The sequence below is a fragment of the Agrobacterium sp. CFBP2214 genome (assembly GCF_030209895.1).
Classification (GTDB): Bacteria; Pseudomonadota; Alphaproteobacteria; order Rhizobiales; family Rhizobiaceae; genus Agrobacterium; species Agrobacterium radiobacter.
Window position 1 is genome coordinate 1,034,276 of the sequence record NZ_JARVRC010000001.1, and the last position, 16,151, is coordinate 1,050,426.

Genomic DNA, 16,151 nt, shown 5'->3' on the forward strand with positions numbered 1-16,151 from the left:
CGCCGGTCAACCTGCCGTTGCGAGGGGTTGACCGGAAATGAGGGATTTTATCGCTGTGCGGGCAGTCTCCTTCTGCGGTCGCGCCAAAGCGCCGGTCTTGACCATGTGCACATGCCCATCCTATCTCCATCATGGGCAGTGACGGTACGGCGACAAAGGATAAACGGATGCAACCCCATGTGAGTGGTATGAACCTGCGTCGGCAGGTGTTTTTCTGGATCGGCGTGCTTGCCGTCTTTATCCTTTTCCTGATGGTCTTCAGCTCCATTCTCCTGCCTTTCGTGGCGGGCATGGCGCTTGCCTATTTTCTCGATCCGGTGGCCGACTGGCTGGAGCGGCGCGGTTTGAGCCGGTTGATGGCGACCGTCGTCATCCTCGTCTCCTTCGTGCTGATCTTCGCGCTGTCGCTCATCATCATCATTCCGCTGATTGCCGCTCAGGCCTCGGAATTCATCACGCGCATTCCGCAATATATTTCGTCGCTGCAGCAGCTGATCGCCGGCGCGGATACCAACCTCCTGCCGGATTGGGTGAGCAGCCAGATCAACTCGGTAAAGGAGAACTTTTCAAAGCTCCTGACGGAGGGCGCGGGCTTCATCGGCACGCTTTTGACGCAGATATGGAACTCCGGCAAATCGCTGGTCGATGTCATGTCGCTGCTGGTCGTCACGCCCGTCGTCGCCTTCTACCTCCTGCTCGACTGGGACCGGATGATCGACAAGGTCGACAGCTGGATACCGCGCGACTATGTCCATACCGTCCGCCAGATCGCCCGCGACATGGACAAGACCATTGCCGGTTTCGTGCGCGGGCAGGGGTCGCTCTGCATCATTCTCGGGGTTTATTACGCCGTCGGCCTGTCGCTGGTGGGCTTGAATTTCGGTCTGCTGATCGGCCTTTTTTCGGGTCTCATCAGCTTCGTTCCCTATATCGGATCCATGGTCGGCCTCATCCTCGCCGTCGGCGTCGCCATCGTGCAATTCTGGCCGGACTATATTTATGTCTTTCTGACGCTCGTCGTGTTCTTTTCCGGCCAGTTCATCGAAGGCAACATCCTGCAGCCGAAGCTTGTCGGCAAAAGCGTCGGCCTGCATCCGGTCTGGCTGATGTTCGCCCTCTTCGCTTTCGGTGCGCTTTTCGGTTTCGTCGGGCTTCTCGTGGCGGTGCCGGCTGCGGCGGCGGTCGGCGTGCTTGTCCGCTTCGCCTTGTCGCGGTATCTTGAAAGCGATCTTTACCATGGGCATGCCGCCAACCTTCCCTGGGACACAAATACTGCCCCGGAAGAAGGGGAAACATCCTCCGGCAAGGTTGACTCTCAGAGCTGACGATGACTGACCAAATCAAAACCGACAATGCCCGGTCGAAGGCCGAGCAGCTGCCGCTCGCATTCTCGCACCAGTCCGCTTCCGGCAGGGACGATCTCCTCGTCTCCGCCTCGCTTGCGGCTGCCGTCAGCCTCATCGATGAGTGGCCGAACTGGCGCTCGCCCGTCGTCGTGCTCGCCGGGCCGCCGGGCTCGGGAAAATCGCATCTCGCCAATATCTGGAAAAATATCAGCGACGCGCGAGACATTCACCCCGAAGCCGGCGCGGATGCCGCGCGCGCGACCGAAACGGGACCGGTTCTTTTCGAAGATGCCGACCGGCGCGGTTTCGACGAGACCGAGCTCTTCCATGTCATCAACAGCGTGCGCCAGCATGGCACGACGCTTTTGATGACCAGCCGGCAATGGCCGGCGGCATGGCCGGTGACGCTGCCGGACCTGCGCTCTCGCCTGAAAGCCGTGACGGTGGTGGAAACCGGTGAACCGGACGAAGGGCTGCTTGCGCAGGTGCTGGTGAAACTCTTCGCCGACCGGCAGCTTTACATGGATGACAAACTCATAGGTTACATCGTCAATAGAATGGAGCGTTCGCTCGATACGGCGCAGACGATCGTGGACCGGATCGACCGGCTGGCGCTTGCGCGTGGAACGAGAATTACACGTCCGCTGGTAGCTGAGGTCCTCAATGCGATGGACAATGCGAGAGCGGATAGCGGACTGGACGTCGATTGACTGTCACAGTTCCGTCGTCAAACTGTTATACGGGCAAGAAGGACGATCGCGCGATGCAGCAGGATCACGGGACGGAAATAGGTCAGGGGATGGAACAGGGAATGGACGCTATCGCGCAGGACGACTTCAACAAGGTTCAGCCGGTGACTGAGGGCGAGAGCCTTTGGGACAGCCCGGCGCGTTTCATCAACCGCGAATTTTCCTGGCTCCAGTTCAATCGCCGCGTTCTCGAGGAAACGCTGAACACGGATCACCCGCTTCTGGAGCGTCTGCGTTTCCTTTCCATCTCGGCCGCCAATCTCGATGAATTCTTCATGGTCCGCGTCGCCGGTCTTGAAGGCCAGGTACGTCAGAAGATCACCGTCAAGACGCCCGACGGCAAGACGCCGGCCGAGCAGCTCGAAGATATTCTGAAGGAAATCGACAATCTGCAGATGGAGCAGCAGGCTTCGCTTGCCGTTCTGCAGCAATATCTCGCCAAGGAAGAAATCTTCATCGTCCGGCCTGCCGCACTCTCCGAAGCGGATCGGACCTGGCTGGGCACGGAATTCGAAGAACGTATCTTCCCGGTGCTGACGCCGCTGTCCATCGACCCTGCGCACCCATTCCCCTTCATTCCGAACCTCGGTTTCTCGATGGGCCTGCAGCTCGACAGTGTCAACGGCCGCGAGCCGATGACGGCGTTGTTGCGTCTTCCGACCGCGCTCGACCGCTTCGTTCGTTTGCCGGATGAGAAAAGCGCCATCCGCTACATCACGCTTGAAGATGTGGTCGGCCTGTTCATTCACCGGCTTTACCCGGGCTATACCGTCAGAGGTTTCGGCACGTTCCGCATCATCCGCGACAGCGATATCGAGGTGGAAGAAGAGGCGGAAGATCTGGTCCGTTTCTTTGAAAGCGCGCTGAAGCGCCGCCGCCGCGGTTCGGTGATCCGCATCGAGACCGACAGCGAAATGCCGCAGTCGCTGCGCCAGTTCGTGGTGCATGAGCTTGGCGTGCCTGATAATCGCGTCGCCGTTCTGCCCGGCCTTCTCGCGCTCAACACCATTTCGGAAATCGTCCGCGCGCCGCGCGACGACCTGAAATTCGAGCCTTATAACGCCCGTTTCCCCGAGCGCGTGCGCGAACATGCCGGCGATTGCCTTGCCGCCATCCGCGAAAAGGACATGGTGGTTCACCACCCCTATGAAAGCTTCGACGTGGTCGTGCAGTTCCTGCTGCAGGCCGCGCGCGATCCCGAAGTGCTCGCCATCAAGCAGACGCTTTACCGCACCTCCAATGACAGCCCGATCGTTCGCGCGCTGATCGATGCGGCGGAAGCCGGTAAATCCGTCACCGCGCTGGTGGAGTTGAAGGCGCGTTTCGACGAAGAGGCGAACATCCGCTGGGCGCGCGACCTGGAGCGCGCCGGCGTGCAGGTCGTGTTCGGCTTCATCGAACTCAAGACCCATGCCAAGATGTCGATGGTGGTGCGTCGCGAGGACGGCAAGCTCAGAACCTATTGCCACCTCGGCACCGGCAACTATCACCCGATCACGGCCAAGATTTACACCGACCTGTCCTTCTTCACCTGCAACCCGAAGATCGCCCACGACATGGCGAATATCTTCAACTTCATCACGGGTTACGGCGAGCCGGAAGAGGGCATGAAGCTGGCGATTTCGCCCTATACGCTGCGCGCACGTATCGTAAAGCACATTAATGAAGAGATCGAGCACGCCAAGCGCGGTGCGCCGGCGGCGATCTGGATGAAGATGAATTCGCTGGTCGACCCTGAAATCATCGATTCCCTTTACCGCGCAAGTGCTGCGGGCGTGGAGGTCGATCTCGTTGTACGCGGCATCTGCTGCCTGCGCCCGCAGGTGCCCGGCCTGTCGGATAATATTCGCGTCAAATCCATCGTCGGCCGCTTCCTCGAACACAGCCGCATCTTCTGCTTCGGCAATGGTTTCGGCCTGCCGTCGGACAAGGCGCTGGTCTATATCGGCTCGGCCGACATGATGCCGCGCAACCTTGATCGGCGCGTGGAAACGCTTGTCCCGCTCACCAATCCCACGGTGCACGAGCAGGTTCTTTCACAGATTATGCTGGGCAATCTCATTGACAACCAGCAGAGCTACGAGATACTTGCGGACGGAACGTCGAGGCGCATCGAGGTGCGTAAAGGCGAAGAACCGTTCAACGCGCAGCACTATTTCATGACCAATCCCAGCCTTTCCGGACGTGGTGAAGCCCTGAAATCCAGTGCGCCCAAATTGATTGCCGGGTTGATTTCGTCCCGCAAGAAACAGGCTGAATGACTCGATCAGAAGCACAGGGGCGGCTGACCGGCCTTGCCCCCGTTTCCGTCATAGATATTGGTTCGAACTCCGTTCGTCTTGTTGTATATGAAGGTCTTTCCCGCGCGCCCGCGGTGCTGTTCAACGAAAAGGTCCTGTGCGGCCTTGGCAAGGGACTGGCGCTGACGGGTCGCATGCATGAGGAAGGCGTCAGCCGGGCGCTGATGGCGCTCAGGCGTTTTCATGTACTTTCCGAGCAGGCGCAGGCGCAGAAGCTTTATGTGCTGGCGACGGCGGCGGCGCGTGAAGCGGAAAACGGCCCGGATTTCATCCGTGAGGCCGAAACCATTCTCGGCTGCGAGATCGAGGTGCTCTCAGGCGAAAAGGAAGCGCTTTATTCCGCCTATGGCGTGATCAGCGGTTTCCATGATCCAGACGGCATTGCGGGTGACCTCGGTGGCGGTTCGCTCGAACTCATCGACATCAAGGGCAAGAGCTGCGGCCAGGGCATCACCCTGCCGCTCGGTGGCTTGCGGCTGTCGGAACAGTCGGATGGTTCGCTGGAAAAGGCGACGACCATCGCCAGAAAACATGTCAAATCCTTTGCGAAGCTATTGGCGGCGGGCGAGGGGCGCACCTTCTATGCAGTCGGCGGCACCTGGCGAAACATTGCCAAGCTGCACATGGAAATATCAGGCTATCCGCTGCACATGATGCAGGGTTATGAATTGCCGCTCGAGGAAATGCTGAATTTTCTCGAGGAGGTCATCGTCTCCCGGGACAGCAAGGACCCGGCCTGGCAGGCGGTTTCCAAGAACCGCCGTTCGCTTCTGCCGTTTGGCGCCATCGCCATGCGCGAAGTTCTGAAGGCGATGAAACCGGCAAAGATCGCCTTCTCGGCGCAGGGTGTGCGCGAAGGTTATCTCTATTCGCTGTTGACGGAAGCCGAGCGCGAATCCGATCCGTTGCTGGTCGCGGCCGATGAGCTTGCCATTCTGCGCGCCCGCTCGCCGGAACATGCGCGCGAACTGGCGGATTGGAGCGGCCGCACCTTTCCGGTTTTCGGCGTCGACGAGACGGAAGAGGAAAGCCGTTACCGACAGGCGGCCTGCCTTCTCGCCGATATCAGCTGGCGTGCCCATCCGGATTATCGTGGCCTGCAGGCGCTCAACATCATCGCCCATTCCTCCTTCGTGGCGATCACCCATCCCGGCCGCGCCTATATTGCGCTCGCCAATTATTATCGCTTCGAGGGTCTGAACGACAACGGCACCACCGAGCCGCTCGCGGCAATGGCAGGCGACCGGTTGCAGGAACTTGGCAAGTTGCTCGGCGGCCTGCTGCGCGTGGTTTATCTTTTCTCGGCCTCGATGCCCGGTGTCGTTGACCACCTGAAATTCCGCAAGTCCGACAATCCGGATCTTGATCTCGAATTCGTGGTGCCGCACGATTATTGCGATTTCGCCGGCGAGCGGCTGGACGGGCGTTTGCAGCAGCTGGCGAAGCTGACCGGCAAGCGGCTGGCATTCGTGTTCGAGTAAAGAACGGGAACGATCTGTTTTGCGGCGCAGGCTAGGACCAGCGCTCGCAAAAGGCTTCGATATCGTTCGACTGAAAGTCGGAAAGCCGCGCCATGATCGTTTCGAATGGCCAGTCCCACCAGGCGATGGACGTAAGCTTTTCCGCGATGGATCGCGAAAACCGCTCGCGGATGATTTTCGCGGGCACACCGCCGACAATGGTGTAGGGCGGCACATCCTTGGTGACGACGGCGCCGGCGGCGAGCACTGCCCCGTCCCCGACCGTTACGCCTGGCAGGACGATAACCCCGTGACCAATCCAGACATCGTGGCCGATAATGGCGCGATCCTGCTTGCGCTGGTCGAAAAAGGTGTCATCGCGCACGGCATCGGCAGAATAATATTCCGGGCAATAACTGAAACGATGCATGGATGGCCGATCCATCGGATGGTTCGGCGCGCCTATCCTGACCTCTGCAGCGATGGCGCAGAACTTTCCGATTATTGCGTCACCCACCATGCAGCGGGGTCCAAGATAGGAGTAATTCCCGAGTTCGACATTGTGCAGGGAGGTATCCGCCAGAATTTCGCAGCACTCGCCGACGTCCGAATCCCTTATGCTTGCCGTCGCATGGATGACGGTTTCCGCGATTTTCGGGCGCTTGATCTGTGTGGTCGAATCCATTCCAGCCTCCGGATTTGCGCCTGCTTAACCGGGGATGATGAAAGGCCTGTGACGACGGCCAAAGCGGTTCAATAAAGCCAGCTGCTCACTCGTAAATGCGCATCATGTGGTTTGCGTGGGAGAGCGAAATCCTGTTTTTACGGGCGTATGTCACTCATTGGAGATATTGGCGGCGGGATCTCGTTTCTTCCAGTAGTGTTCGGTGATGTTTTGAGCGTTTCGAATGATGTGACCAGCGATTTCAGGGTCTCCGCCCTCGAATGTTTCCGGATCGGCGCCGCATAACAGCAGGAAGAGCTGCTGATGAGCGACAGCGACAAAATAATCGCTGGGCGGTGGCTGCATGTCTGAATCGACAGCCTGGAATGCCTCGGCGACCTCTTTGCTGGCGCGCTCAAGCGCTGCGTGAATGGTGGCCATCATTGCCGCTTCCTTGCGCTGCAATATGTCCTGAACCTGCCGCTCCGCCGGTGTCAGAACCGGGCAACTCTCGCTCATCGAATGTCTCTCCTGTCGGTGCAACCATTTCGCTGAGCGATATTATCGCATGGATTGTGTCCGCTTTACGGGAAAGATTGAAATGATGGTGCTGAAGCATGGCGCAATGATTGACCACATACCGGGTTCGCGGGCGAAACGGCAATGGGCTGGCACTGCTTTGCAAACGGCTCAGCCGTGCCCCAGTGCTTTCCGGATGCAGGCGCTGAGATAGGCATATTGCAGGGGCGTTATCGTCGCCATGGCTTCCGTGCGGCTGGCAAGTCTGTCCTGGTAACCGACAGGAATATCGAACTGGCTGAAGGTGAAATCCCAGCGGGTGCCTTCAAGGATATTGTAAAAATGGTCGGCGCCGCTGACGGCGGTTTTGGCAAGCTCGCCGCCGAAAATATCCTGCACCACCAGCGCGGTGACGATGCCTTGTCCTCTGGCGGGGTTTTCGCGTGACCAGAGGCTGCTGGTCTCACCCGACCAGCTTTTCTTCAGGGCGTAATAAAGTCTCTCTGCATGGTCCTGCATCAAACGTCTTCTTTTCCGCAAGCATGTTTCGGTTGGAATACGAGAATCGGAACGGAGCGCCATGCAGACCATCTGGTCTACCGGGCGCTCCGTCCGGATCATTTGCAGCTGCCAGGGCGATTGGCAGCGGCCGTGGTCTTACTTCGCGTCGAGCAGGTCCTTGACCTCAAGCAGGACGAACTCGTTGTCGTCAGCCTTGTCCAGAGCACGGCCGGCCGAGAAGGGCAGGTTGTTGTCGTTGCCGACGATGATATGCGTGGCATCGACGCGATCGACATTCTCGATAGTGACGAAAGGCATGTCGTAATAGCCATTGCCGCCACCCTGACGCTTCTTGTTGTCCGGGTCGGAGATTTTCAGAAGATCGATATAACCGATCTTGCGCGCGGCCTTGCCGACATTGGCGTCATTGAATTCGATCTTGTAGATGCGCTTCACCTTGGAAGGCACGGCAAAGCAGTTTGCTTCCGGCTTCTTCGGGTCGGCGCAGGCCTTGTCGGCGGTGCCGGCGCCATTGTCACGCTCGATGACCAGCGCGGTGCTGTCATCCAGCATGTTGAAGTCACCGATGGCTTCGCCGCCCTGCGCCAGCGGATAGAGCCACGTGCGGCCGGTCCATTCCTTCTTGGCGGTATCGAGCTCGATGATGCGCAGTGCGGTCGCGCCGTCTTCGGTCTTCTCCACCTGGCCGTCAGCCATGTAAAGCGGGCCTTCCAGCAGGCCGTAGAGCTTGGAGCCGTCCTTGGAGAGCGCCATGCCTTCATAACCGCCCGAGCGCTTCAGGTTGAAGGCCGCCATCTTCTGCGTGGGGTTGCCGGGCAGGGCGAGAGTGGGGTGATCGGGAGACTTCACCTCGATGTCGCCGGCCTTGGTGGAGATCACGTCGGTCAGCTTGCCGTCACGGGTGAATTTCAGGATGTAAGGACCGAATTCCTCGCCGACCCAGAAACCATCGGCAACGGGCTGAATGGATTCGACGTCGAAATCGGCGCCCGTCAGGTAACGCTTGCTCGAACCTTCGAGAACGATGGGGAAAGGCGCCTTCATGTCGGGATCGGAGAGGAACACGGTTTCAAGCGCGTTGACCTTGCCGGCGTCCCAGTCGAACTTCAGATGGTGAAGCATCAGCATGGCGTCGCTGGAATTGAGCTTGGAGCCAAAGCCATTGTCGGAAAGGCTCCAGAAGCTGCCGTCGGGCATGGCCTTGATGCCGGAAAAACCCTGCATCGGCTGGCCGTTGAACGGCATGGAAAGGTCGGTCAGGCGCACGCCATCCTTGCCGGGCACGGTGCCGAGACCTTCGGCGCGCTTGCGATCAGCGGTCGTGAACTTGGCGGAGGTCTTGAGATGTTCAGGCGCGTCAGCAGGTGCTGCGATGATGGTATTGGCCTGCAGGATGGCGTGGGAGACCAGCTTTGCCGGAAATTCCTGTTCCGCCGCATGCGACGCGGAGGCGAGCGCAAGAATGGCGCAGGATGCAAAAAGAATGTGCTTCATGATGGAGACCCCTCTCAATACCTGTTGAAGATAGGATTGAGGCGATAGGGTCGTCGCATGACAGGCAGGTGATTGCCGTTTGAAGCTTTGATGAATTTTGATGACGGCCGTAGCGGTAAATGGAACGGCGCGGCATTTTGCAGCCGTTTACCCCTCAAACCACAGGGGGCTGGTATTGGCTTAGTGTGCAGACGCCCAGCGTCTGGCCACGACCTTTCACGGCATGTTCGCCCAGATATTCGCTGCGAACGCCTTTCGGAAGCACCAGCTGATGAGCGAGGTCTGCCGATATGAGCACCGGATGACCGAGCATCTTGCTGAGCGATTCGAGACGCGATGTGGTGTTCACGGTATCGCCGAAATAGGTGATCTTGTGATGATCGACGCCGATTTCCGCCGTGATGACCGGCCCGCCATGGATGGCGAAGCGCAGGCGCGGCACTTCGCCGAAGCGGGAGAGCCACATGTCCCGGTTGCTTTCAACCGTCGCCTGAATATCGAATACGCAGCGCACGCAGGCCGCCCGCCTGATCGCCATGTGATAGGGCCAGGTGATGATGGCGGCGTCGCCAATATAATCGTCGATGACACCGCCGTGTTTTCTGACCGGCGCGGCATAACTTGCGAAAATTTCGCCGAGAAACTCCTGGGCTTTCAGGTCGCCATGGGTTTCGGCAAAGGAGGTGGAACCGACGAGATCGATGAAGATGAAGACGCGGTCTTCGCTGACGGGGCGACGATAGCGACCGAGAATGAGATCGATGAAGATATCGCGGCCGAGAAGCTCGCGCACGCGCATGATGAAGACGATGATGCCGCAGACGATGAGGGTAAAGATCAGCGTCTGCACTTCGGCGTGCACCGCCCGTTTCCAGGTGCCGGGAAATATCCCGCTCAACCACAGGATGGTGCCGCCAAGCCCGAATCCGCAAAAGACGAGGATGGCGTATATGATGAGGCCAACGGCGATATAGGCGGGTGTCGGCAAAGCGCTGACCTGCCGCGACAGGCCGGGCATGATGTAACCGCGTTCAAAAGCGAGAATCGGTGCGCAGGCGAAGAGCGCATAAGTCGCGCCGATCAGTGCGCCGCCGCCATATTCCAGAAAGGCGTAGGCCACGCCGCTGCCGGCCACGGCAACGAACAGCACCACGTAATCCAGAATGGGCAGCAATTTTTTCATGTCGGTTCTTGATCTCGGGAAGGGGAGGCCCCGCGCTCCCATCGGGCGAAGCTTCTGTTCAGGTCATATGCGACATTAGTGTGGAAAAAGCGCTGCAAAAAGTGAGCAATCGGTAAGGTTGCATGAAGGATTGGTAAGGCTGTTGCGCCGTTGCAGCAAAATCGGCACCGCCGCCGCTCTACGTCTAATAGGATGTTCTGTAATAGACGGTTTCAAGCGGGGATTGCGGCCTGTCGTCCGGCGAGCGGTTCGACCATTTGAGGGGAAAGGCGGCAAAACGCAGCTTGTTACCGTCGATCCATGCCCGGTCGAACAGGGTTTCGCCCTTGCGGGCGAAGGCGATGGCGGCGCAGGTGCGGCCGTCGACATCGAAGGGAATGTTGTCCTTCCAGCCGCTCAAGCCGCAGCCCATGCCTTTCGGGTCGCGATTATAGTGGTCAACGACGTCGCCGTCATTCGGCGTCATGGTGATGGCGGTGACGGTATGGGCAAAGAGCAGGCTGTCCTGATCTTTCAGGCCGCCATCCAGCGTGCCTTCATAACGTACCTGCACCGTGGGCTGCTGGCAGCCGCTGCGGGCATAGATCTGCGAGACTGCGTGCATGCGATTGTCGCGAATGGTGATGCGGGTGACGATGCCATGTCGGTCGTTCTTGCCGATCTTAAGGCAGTCGGTCGTCCATTCGCCCTGAAGATCGACCTTCTCTTCGGCGGCCCGGGCGGGAAGAGAGGGAAGAATGCCGGCCGCCGTAAAAAGGGCGGCGAGCAGCAGAGTGTGGGCAGGTTTCATGGCAATACCCTCAAATCGCGCGACCATCGGTTAAGAGATGGGACGCGATGCGGGCAAAATTGGGGAGAAAGCGGCGGGCGATTACGCCTCGCTTGCCGCAACCTCCACCGCCTCGACCTTCTTGCCGGCGAAACGCAATGCCACTTCGCCATTGATGAGCTTCAAGGCTACATCGCCGAAGAGTTCTCGCCGCCAGCCGGTCAGCGCCGCAACGGTCGCCTTCTCGCCTTCGGAGGCGATCTTGTCCAGATCGTCGCTGTTGGCGATGACCTTGGCGGCGACGCCGTGCTTATCTGCGGTGAGCTTCAGGAGAACCTTGAGCAGCTCCACGGCAGCGCCGGAACCTTCCGGTGCATGGCTGTGGCGCGGCGCCTTCGGCATTTCCTCTTTCGGAAGCGCTAGCGCTGCATTCACGGTCTCGATGATGGCGGTGCCGGAGGCGGATCGTTCCCAGCCCTTGGGGATGGTGCGCAGACGCGACAGCGCCTCGGCATCCTTCGGCTGCTGCTGGGCGATTTCGAAGATCGCATCGTCTTTCAGGACGCGCGAACGCGGCACGTTGCGCGAACGCGCTTCACGCTCGCGCCAGGCGGCGACGAATTTGAGGATGGCGAGTTCCGTCGGCTTGCGCAGGCGCGATTTCAACCGCAGCCATGCATCGTCGGGATGCATGTCATAGGTGTCGCGCGATTCCAGAATGTCCATCTCTTCGGTCAGCCACAGCGAGCGACCTTCGCGCTCCAGCTGCGCCTTCAGCGCCAGATAGACATCGCGCAGATGCGTCACGTCGGCGAGCGCGTAGTCCAGCTGCTTTTCGGTCAGCGGACGGCGGCTCCAGTCGGTGAAACGCGAGGATTTGTCGATCTGCACATTCTTGATCTTCTGAACCAGCTGGTCGTAGGAGATCGAATCGCCGAAACCGCAGACCATGGCGGCGACCTGCGTATCGAAGATCGGATGGGGAATGAGCCCGCCGAGATGGTAGATGATTTCGATATCCTGCCGCGCGGCATGGAAAACCTTCACGACATCAGGATTGGCCATCAGTTCGAACAGCGGGGTGAGATCGATACCTTTTGCGAGCGGATCGACCAGCACCTCAAGCGTCGGGCTTGCCATCTGCACGAGGCAGAGTTCCGGCCAGAAGGTGGTTTCGCGCAGAAACTCGGTGTCGATGGTAATGAATTCCGATTTCGCCAGTTCCGTGCAGGCTTCGGCGAGGGCGGCAGTCGTTTCAATCATTGCAAATGGCCACTCGTGAAAATTATCCGTCTTACTTTCCCTTTGCCGGGCGCATGTCAATACAAAGCCCGCTTTTGAAGGCTCATGGATCGTTTTTCTCGGGCGGATTTGGCTCCGGCCCATCGTTTTTGGGCGGCGGGGGCGCGGCGAGCTTCTGGAAATAGGCGGATGTGCGCAAGAGCGAGCGGAACCGCCAGTTTCTTTCCTCCACCGGAACACCTTCGCGCACCTGCAGCCGGTAGATGGTGTAGGCGATGAAAACGATCTGGATCGCGGCCGTATAGCTGAACAACGCCTTCGGCCCGAACTGGTCGATCAGCACGGAAGCGAGCAGCGGCCCGACGGTTGCGCCCACCGACCAGAAGAACAAAAGCCCGGCGGAAACCATCGCATGTTCGCCCTCTTTCGCATGGTCGTTGCCGTGCGCGGAGCTGAGGGAATAGAGCGGCAACGCAAAGGCGCCGAAGATGAAGACGCCGATGATGTTGCTCCATTCGTCCGTGCCTGCGAAGAAGGCGAGGAACAGGCCGACGATAACAGAACCGGCGGTAGTGGCGAGAATGATGATGCGGCGATCATAACGGTCGGAATAGACGCCGAGCGGATATTGCAGCACCACGCCGCCGATGATGCCCGCACTCATGAAGGTGGCGATGGCGGTAACGGACAAGCCGATCTGTTCGGCATAGATCGGGCCGATATTACGGAACGCCGCCATGCTGAGGCCGACGGCCACGCAGCCGACGACGGCGAGCGGCGAGATGCGCCAGACCGCGAAAAGATTGAAGGGAATCTGTTTCGGCGGCGCGGGATTGGATTTGTCGGCAATCGAGATCGGCACCAGCGACAGGGTGAGCGCCATGGCGATCAGTGAGAATACGATGGGCCCGTCGATGCCGGCGACGGGAATGATATATTGGGCGAGCGTCACGGAGCCGAGATCAACGAAACGATAGATGGAGAGCGTGCGGGCGCGATTGGAATTCGTCACCTGCGCGTTGATCCAGCTTTCGATCGCGGCGAAAAGACAGGCGACCGCGATGCCGATCACAAAACGCATCGCCAGCCAGAAGAGCGGATGGGTGATGAGCGGCATGGCGATCGATGCGGCTGATGCAACGGCCGCCATGGTGGCAAAGGTGCGGATGTGGCCGATCTTGCGCAGCAGGCGCGTCACCGAAATGCAGCCAAGCGCGAAACCGAGGCTGTAGGCGGCGCTGATGAGGCCGATGGTGCTGGCCGAAAATCCTTCGGAGAGGCCGCGCAGCGCGATATAGGTTCCCTGCAGGCCGTTGCCGCCGATCAGAATGCCGGCGGTGACGAGAAGTGGGATAAGAGGTCTGATCTGGCTCATTGCGGGCCGACTCGGTTTGGCGGGCTGGATTAGTCCTATCTAAAGCGAAGGCAGGGGAAAGGACAGGCTGAAGGCGACATTGTTGCGCTTTGCCTTGACAAATCAGGCTGGCCATGCGCTTTTCCGGCAAATTTCGACAGTGCCGCCCATCTGGCCTCCAACGGGCCCACGACACGTTCCAGGATATAAAAATGCATCGTTACCGCAGCCACACCTGTGCCGCTCTCCGCAAGTCCGACGTCGGCGAAACCGTTCGCCTTTCCGGTTGGGTTCATCGCGTGCGAGATCATGGCGGCGTTCTCTTTATCGACCTTCGCGACCACTACGGCATTACCCAGGTCGTGGCCGACCCCGATAGCCCGGCCTTCAAGGTTGCCGAGACGGTGCGCGGTGAATGGGTGATCCGCATTGACGGTCTCGTCAAGGCGCGGTCCGAAGACACCATCAACAAGGGCATGGCCACTGGCGAGATCGAGCTTTATGCGCAGGAGATCGAGGTTCTTGGTGTTGCCAAGGAACTGCCGCTGCCGGTCTTCGGTGAGCCGGAATATCCGGAAGATGTTCGCCTGAAGTACCGCTTCCTCGACCTGCGCCGCGAAACCCTGCACAGGAACATCGTCAAGCGCACGCAGATCATCTCCGCCATGCGTACCGGCATGGGCGATATGGGCTTTGCCGAATATACGACGCCGATCCTTACCGCATCCTCGCCGGAAGGCGCGCGCGATTTCCTCGTTCCCTCGCGCATCCACGAAGGCAAGTTCTTCGCGCTGCCGCAGGCGCCGCAGCAGTACAAGCAGCTTCTGATGGTGGCCGGTTTCGACCGCTACTTCCAGATCGCGCCGTGCTTCCGCGATGAAGACCCGCGTGCCGACCGTCTCCCGGGCGAATTCTACCAGCTCGACGTCGAAATGAGCTTCGTGACCCAGGAAGATGTCTGGACCACGATGGAACCGATGATGACGGCCGTGTTCGAGAAGTTTGCCGAAGGCAAGCCTGTCACCAAGCAGTGGCCGCGCATTCCCTATGACGAGGCGATCCGCAAATACGGTTCCGACAAGCCCGACCTGCGCAACCCGATCGTCATGGAAGCTGTGACCGAACATTTCGACGGTTCGGGCTTCAAGGTCTTCGCCAACATGATCGCCTCCAACCCCAAGGTTCAGGTCTGGGCGATCCCGGCCAAAACCGGTGGTTCGCGCGCTTTCTGCGACCGCATGAACGCCTGGGCGCAGAGCCAGGGCCAGCCTGGCCTCGGCTACATCTTCTGGAAGGAAGAAGACGGCAAGATTGCCGGCTCCGGCCCGCTTGCGAAGAACATTGGCGAGGAACGCACCGAGGCGCTGCGTCAGCAGCTCGGCCTTGAGGCGGGCGATGCCTGCTTCTTCGTTGCCGGTGATCCCGCCAAGTTCTACAAGTTCGCCGGCGAGGCGCGCACCCGCGCCGCTGACGAGCTGAACCTGATTGATCGCGACCGTTTCGAAATGTGCTGGATCGTCGATTTCCCCTTCTTCGAATATAACGAAGAAGAAAAGAAGATTGACTTCGCCCACAACCCCTTCTCCATGCCGCAGGGTGGCATGGAAGCGCTGGAGGGCCAGGATCCGCTCTCCATCAAGGCATTCCAGTATGACGCGGTCTGCAACGGCTTCGAAATCGCCTCCGGTTCGATCCGTAACCAGTCGCCCGAGCTGATGGTCAAGGCTTTCGAAAAGGTTGGCCTGTCGCAGAGCGACGTGGGAGAGCGCTTCGGCGGTCTCTACCGCGCCTTCCAGTACGGTGCGCCTCCCCATGGCGGTTGCGCCTTCGGCATCGACCGTGTGGTCATGCTTCTGGTTGGTGCGAAGAACCTGCGCGAAATCACGCTGTTCCCGATGAACCAGCAGGCGCAGGACCTGCTGATGAACGCGCCGTCGCCGGCAACGCCGACGCAGCTTCGTGAACTGGCGCTGCGCGTCGTTCCGTCCAAGAAGGACTGATATGTTGAAGACGCTGCTCGACCGGGTTCGTGCAGCCTTCACCCGTGCATTGGCGGCCGCGCTTGCGGCCGCTTTTGCGTTCTGGGTCGCGCATCGCTGGCTCGGCCATCCGCAGCCCGTCTTTGCCGCAATAAGCGCGCTGATCTGCCTGTCCCCCGGCATTCCAAGCCATGTCCGTCAGGGGCTTGGGCTGATGGTCGGCGTCACCATCGGCATCCTCGTCGGGGAGGTCGCTCTTCTCGTCCCGCATGACTTCGCCGAAATCCGGCTCGCCTCGGCGACCTTCATCGCGATGATCCTCGCCACCATGTTCGGCCTGCCGGCGGTGGTGCCGATACAGGCCGGGGCTTCGGCCATGCTCGTTCTTTTGATGGGACCGCAGGTTGCCGGTTTTGTCCGTTTTGTCGATGTGATCGTGGGCGTGGCGACGGGTGTGGTCGTTGCGCTGGTATTCTTTCGCGAGCGGCTGAAGCTCTAGCGATCTTGTCATAAAACCTTAATTAAACTGACAAATCCGGTAGAGGAGTTCTTAAGCCTTCTCGATCATTC

The 16,151-nt window shown here is 59.6% G+C and carries 14 protein-coding genes; 6 read left to right on the forward strand and 8 right to left on the reverse strand.

The features are described 5' to 3' along the window. Window positions 1-167: 167 nt before the first annotated feature. From QRN60_RS05145 to ppx, 4 genes are read left to right on the forward strand one after another with little or no spacing between them, the layout of a single operon-like run. On the forward strand, window positions 168-1,325 hold the full coding sequence (locus QRN60_RS05145; RefSeq protein WP_035212361.1) for an AI-2E family transporter: 1,158 nt from the start codon (window positions 168-170) through the stop codon (window positions 1,323-1,325). A 2-nt stretch (window positions 1,326-1,327) separates the two neighbouring features. Beyond that, entirely contained in the window at window positions 1,328-2,056 is a 729-nt protein-coding gene (hdaA, locus tag QRN60_RS05150; protein ID WP_129564844.1) for a DnaA regulatory inactivator HdaA, read from the forward strand. After that, a complete protein-coding gene (locus QRN60_RS05155; protein WP_404977916.1) occupies window positions 2,053-4,356 on the forward strand; it encodes an RNA degradosome polyphosphate kinase in 2,304 nt (767 codons plus the stop codon). Before hdaA ends, QRN60_RS05155 begins: the two co-directional genes overlap by 4 nt. Continuing rightward, window positions 4,353-5,876, forward strand: a complete 1,524-nt coding sequence (gene ppx / locus QRN60_RS05160; protein ID WP_111780896.1) for an exopolyphosphatase — start codon at window positions 4,353-4,355, stop codon at window positions 5,874-5,876. The genes QRN60_RS05155 and ppx overlap by 4 nt, the downstream gene beginning before the upstream one ends. 31 nt (window positions 5,877-5,907) lie before the next feature. Here the strand turns inward: ppx and QRN60_RS05165 are convergent, their stop codons facing one another. The 8 genes from QRN60_RS05165 to QRN60_RS05200 all read right to left on the reverse strand — a co-directional run bounded on the left by QRN60_RS05165 (window position 5,908) and on the right by QRN60_RS05200 (window position 13,623). Further along, window positions 5,908-6,540, reverse strand: coding sequence for a DapH/DapD/GlmU-related protein (locus QRN60_RS05165; RefSeq protein WP_111792507.1), 633 nt, complete (start codon window positions 6,538-6,540; stop codon window positions 5,908-5,910). A 150-nt stretch (window positions 6,541-6,690) separates the two neighbouring features. After that, window positions 6,691-7,038 (reverse strand): hypothetical protein, encoded by a 348-nt coding sequence (locus tag QRN60_RS05170; RefSeq protein ID WP_003502168.1) that lies wholly within the window; start codon window positions 7,036-7,038, stop codon window positions 6,691-6,693. A gap of 171 nt (window positions 7,039-7,209) precedes the next feature. After that, the gene (locus tag QRN60_RS05175) at window positions 7,210-7,557 is read right to left on the reverse strand and encodes a YunG family protein (RefSeq protein ID WP_129564842.1); all 348 of its coding nucleotides are present in this window, start codon (window positions 7,555-7,557) and stop codon (window positions 7,210-7,212) included. A gap of 138 nt (window positions 7,558-7,695) precedes the next feature. Continuing rightward, window positions 7,696-9,054 (reverse strand): esterase-like activity of phytase family protein, encoded by a 1,359-nt coding sequence (locus tag QRN60_RS05180; protein WP_111780894.1) that lies wholly within the window; start codon window positions 9,052-9,054, stop codon window positions 7,696-7,698. A 154-nt stretch (window positions 9,055-9,208) separates the two neighbouring features. Then, a complete protein-coding gene (locus QRN60_RS05185; RefSeq protein ID WP_003502174.1) occupies window positions 9,209-10,237 on the reverse strand; it encodes an adenylate/guanylate cyclase domain-containing protein in 1,029 nt (342 codons plus the stop codon). A 184-nt stretch (window positions 10,238-10,421) separates the two neighbouring features. Further along, window positions 10,422-11,027 (reverse strand): hypothetical protein, encoded by a 606-nt coding sequence (locus QRN60_RS05190; protein ID WP_162690389.1) that lies wholly within the window; start codon window positions 11,025-11,027, stop codon window positions 10,422-10,424. Between the two features lie 81 nt (window positions 11,028-11,108). Then, entirely contained in the window at window positions 11,109-12,269 is a 1,161-nt protein-coding gene (gene rnd, locus QRN60_RS05195) for a ribonuclease D (protein WP_003502177.1), read from the reverse strand. An 82-nt stretch (window positions 12,270-12,351) separates the two neighbouring features. Continuing rightward, window positions 12,352-13,623, reverse strand: a complete 1,272-nt coding sequence (locus QRN60_RS05200) for an MFS transporter (RefSeq protein ID WP_020810429.1) — start codon at window positions 13,621-13,623, stop codon at window positions 12,352-12,354. 191 nt (window positions 13,624-13,814) lie between these two features. Here QRN60_RS05200 and aspS point away from each other — a divergent pair, with 191 nt between their 5' ends. Together aspS and QRN60_RS05210 are read left to right on the forward strand one after the other, a co-directional pair. Next, window positions 13,815-15,602, forward strand: a complete 1,788-nt coding sequence (aspS, locus tag QRN60_RS05205; protein WP_129564841.1) for an aspartate--tRNA ligase — start codon at window positions 13,815-13,817, stop codon at window positions 15,600-15,602. A gap of 1 nt (window position 15,603) precedes the next feature. Then, the gene (locus tag QRN60_RS05210) at window positions 15,604-16,080 is read left to right on the forward strand and encodes an FUSC family protein (protein ID WP_003502188.1); all 477 of its coding nucleotides are present in this window, start codon (window positions 15,604-15,606) and stop codon (window positions 16,078-16,080) included. The last annotated feature ends 71 nt before the right edge of the window (window positions 16,081-16,151 follow it).

Excerpts from the sequence above, each read along its gene's own strand:
- QRN60_RS05170 (WP_003502168.1), bottom strand. The coding sequence starts at position 7,038 with ATGAGCGAGAGTTGCCCGGTTCTGACACCGGCGGAGCGGCAGGTTCAG.
- rnd (WP_003502177.1), bottom strand. The coding sequence starts at position 12,269 with ATGATTGAAACGACTGCCGCCCTCGCCGAAGCCTGCACGGAACTGGCG.
- ppx (WP_111780896.1), top strand. The coding sequence starts at position 4,353 with ATGACTCGATCAGAAGCACAGGGGCGGCTGACCGGCCTTGCCCCCGTT.
- QRN60_RS05175 (WP_129564842.1), bottom strand. The coding sequence starts at position 7,557 with ATGCAGGACCATGCAGAGAGACTTTATTACGCCCTGAAGAAAAGCTGG.
- hdaA (WP_129564844.1), top strand. The coding sequence starts at position 1,328 with ATGACTGACCAAATCAAAACCGACAATGCCCGGTCGAAGGCCGAGCAG.
- QRN60_RS05190 (WP_162690389.1), bottom strand. The coding sequence starts at position 11,027 with ATGAAACCTGCCCACACTCTGCTGCTCGCCGCCCTTTTTACGGCGGCC.
- QRN60_RS05200 (WP_020810429.1), bottom strand. The coding sequence starts at position 13,623 with ATGAGCCAGATCAGACCTCTTATCCCACTTCTCGTCACCGCCGGCATT.
- QRN60_RS05145 (WP_035212361.1), top strand. The coding sequence starts at position 168 with ATGCAACCCCATGTGAGTGGTATGAACCTGCGTCGGCAGGTGTTTTTC.
- QRN60_RS05180 (WP_111780894.1), bottom strand. The coding sequence starts at position 9,054 with ATGAAGCACATTCTTTTTGCATCCTGCGCCATTCTTGCGCTCGCCTCC.
- QRN60_RS05165 (WP_111792507.1), bottom strand. The coding sequence starts at position 6,540 with ATGGATTCGACCACACAGATCAAGCGCCCGAAAATCGCGGAAACCGTC.
- QRN60_RS05210 (WP_003502188.1), top strand. The coding sequence starts at position 15,604 with ATGTTGAAGACGCTGCTCGACCGGGTTCGTGCAGCCTTCACCCGTGCA.
- aspS (WP_129564841.1), top strand. The coding sequence starts at position 13,815 with ATGCATCGTTACCGCAGCCACACCTGTGCCGCTCTCCGCAAGTCCGAC.
- QRN60_RS05185 (WP_003502174.1), bottom strand. The coding sequence starts at position 10,237 with ATGAAAAAATTGCTGCCCATTCTGGATTACGTGGTGCTGTTCGTTGCC.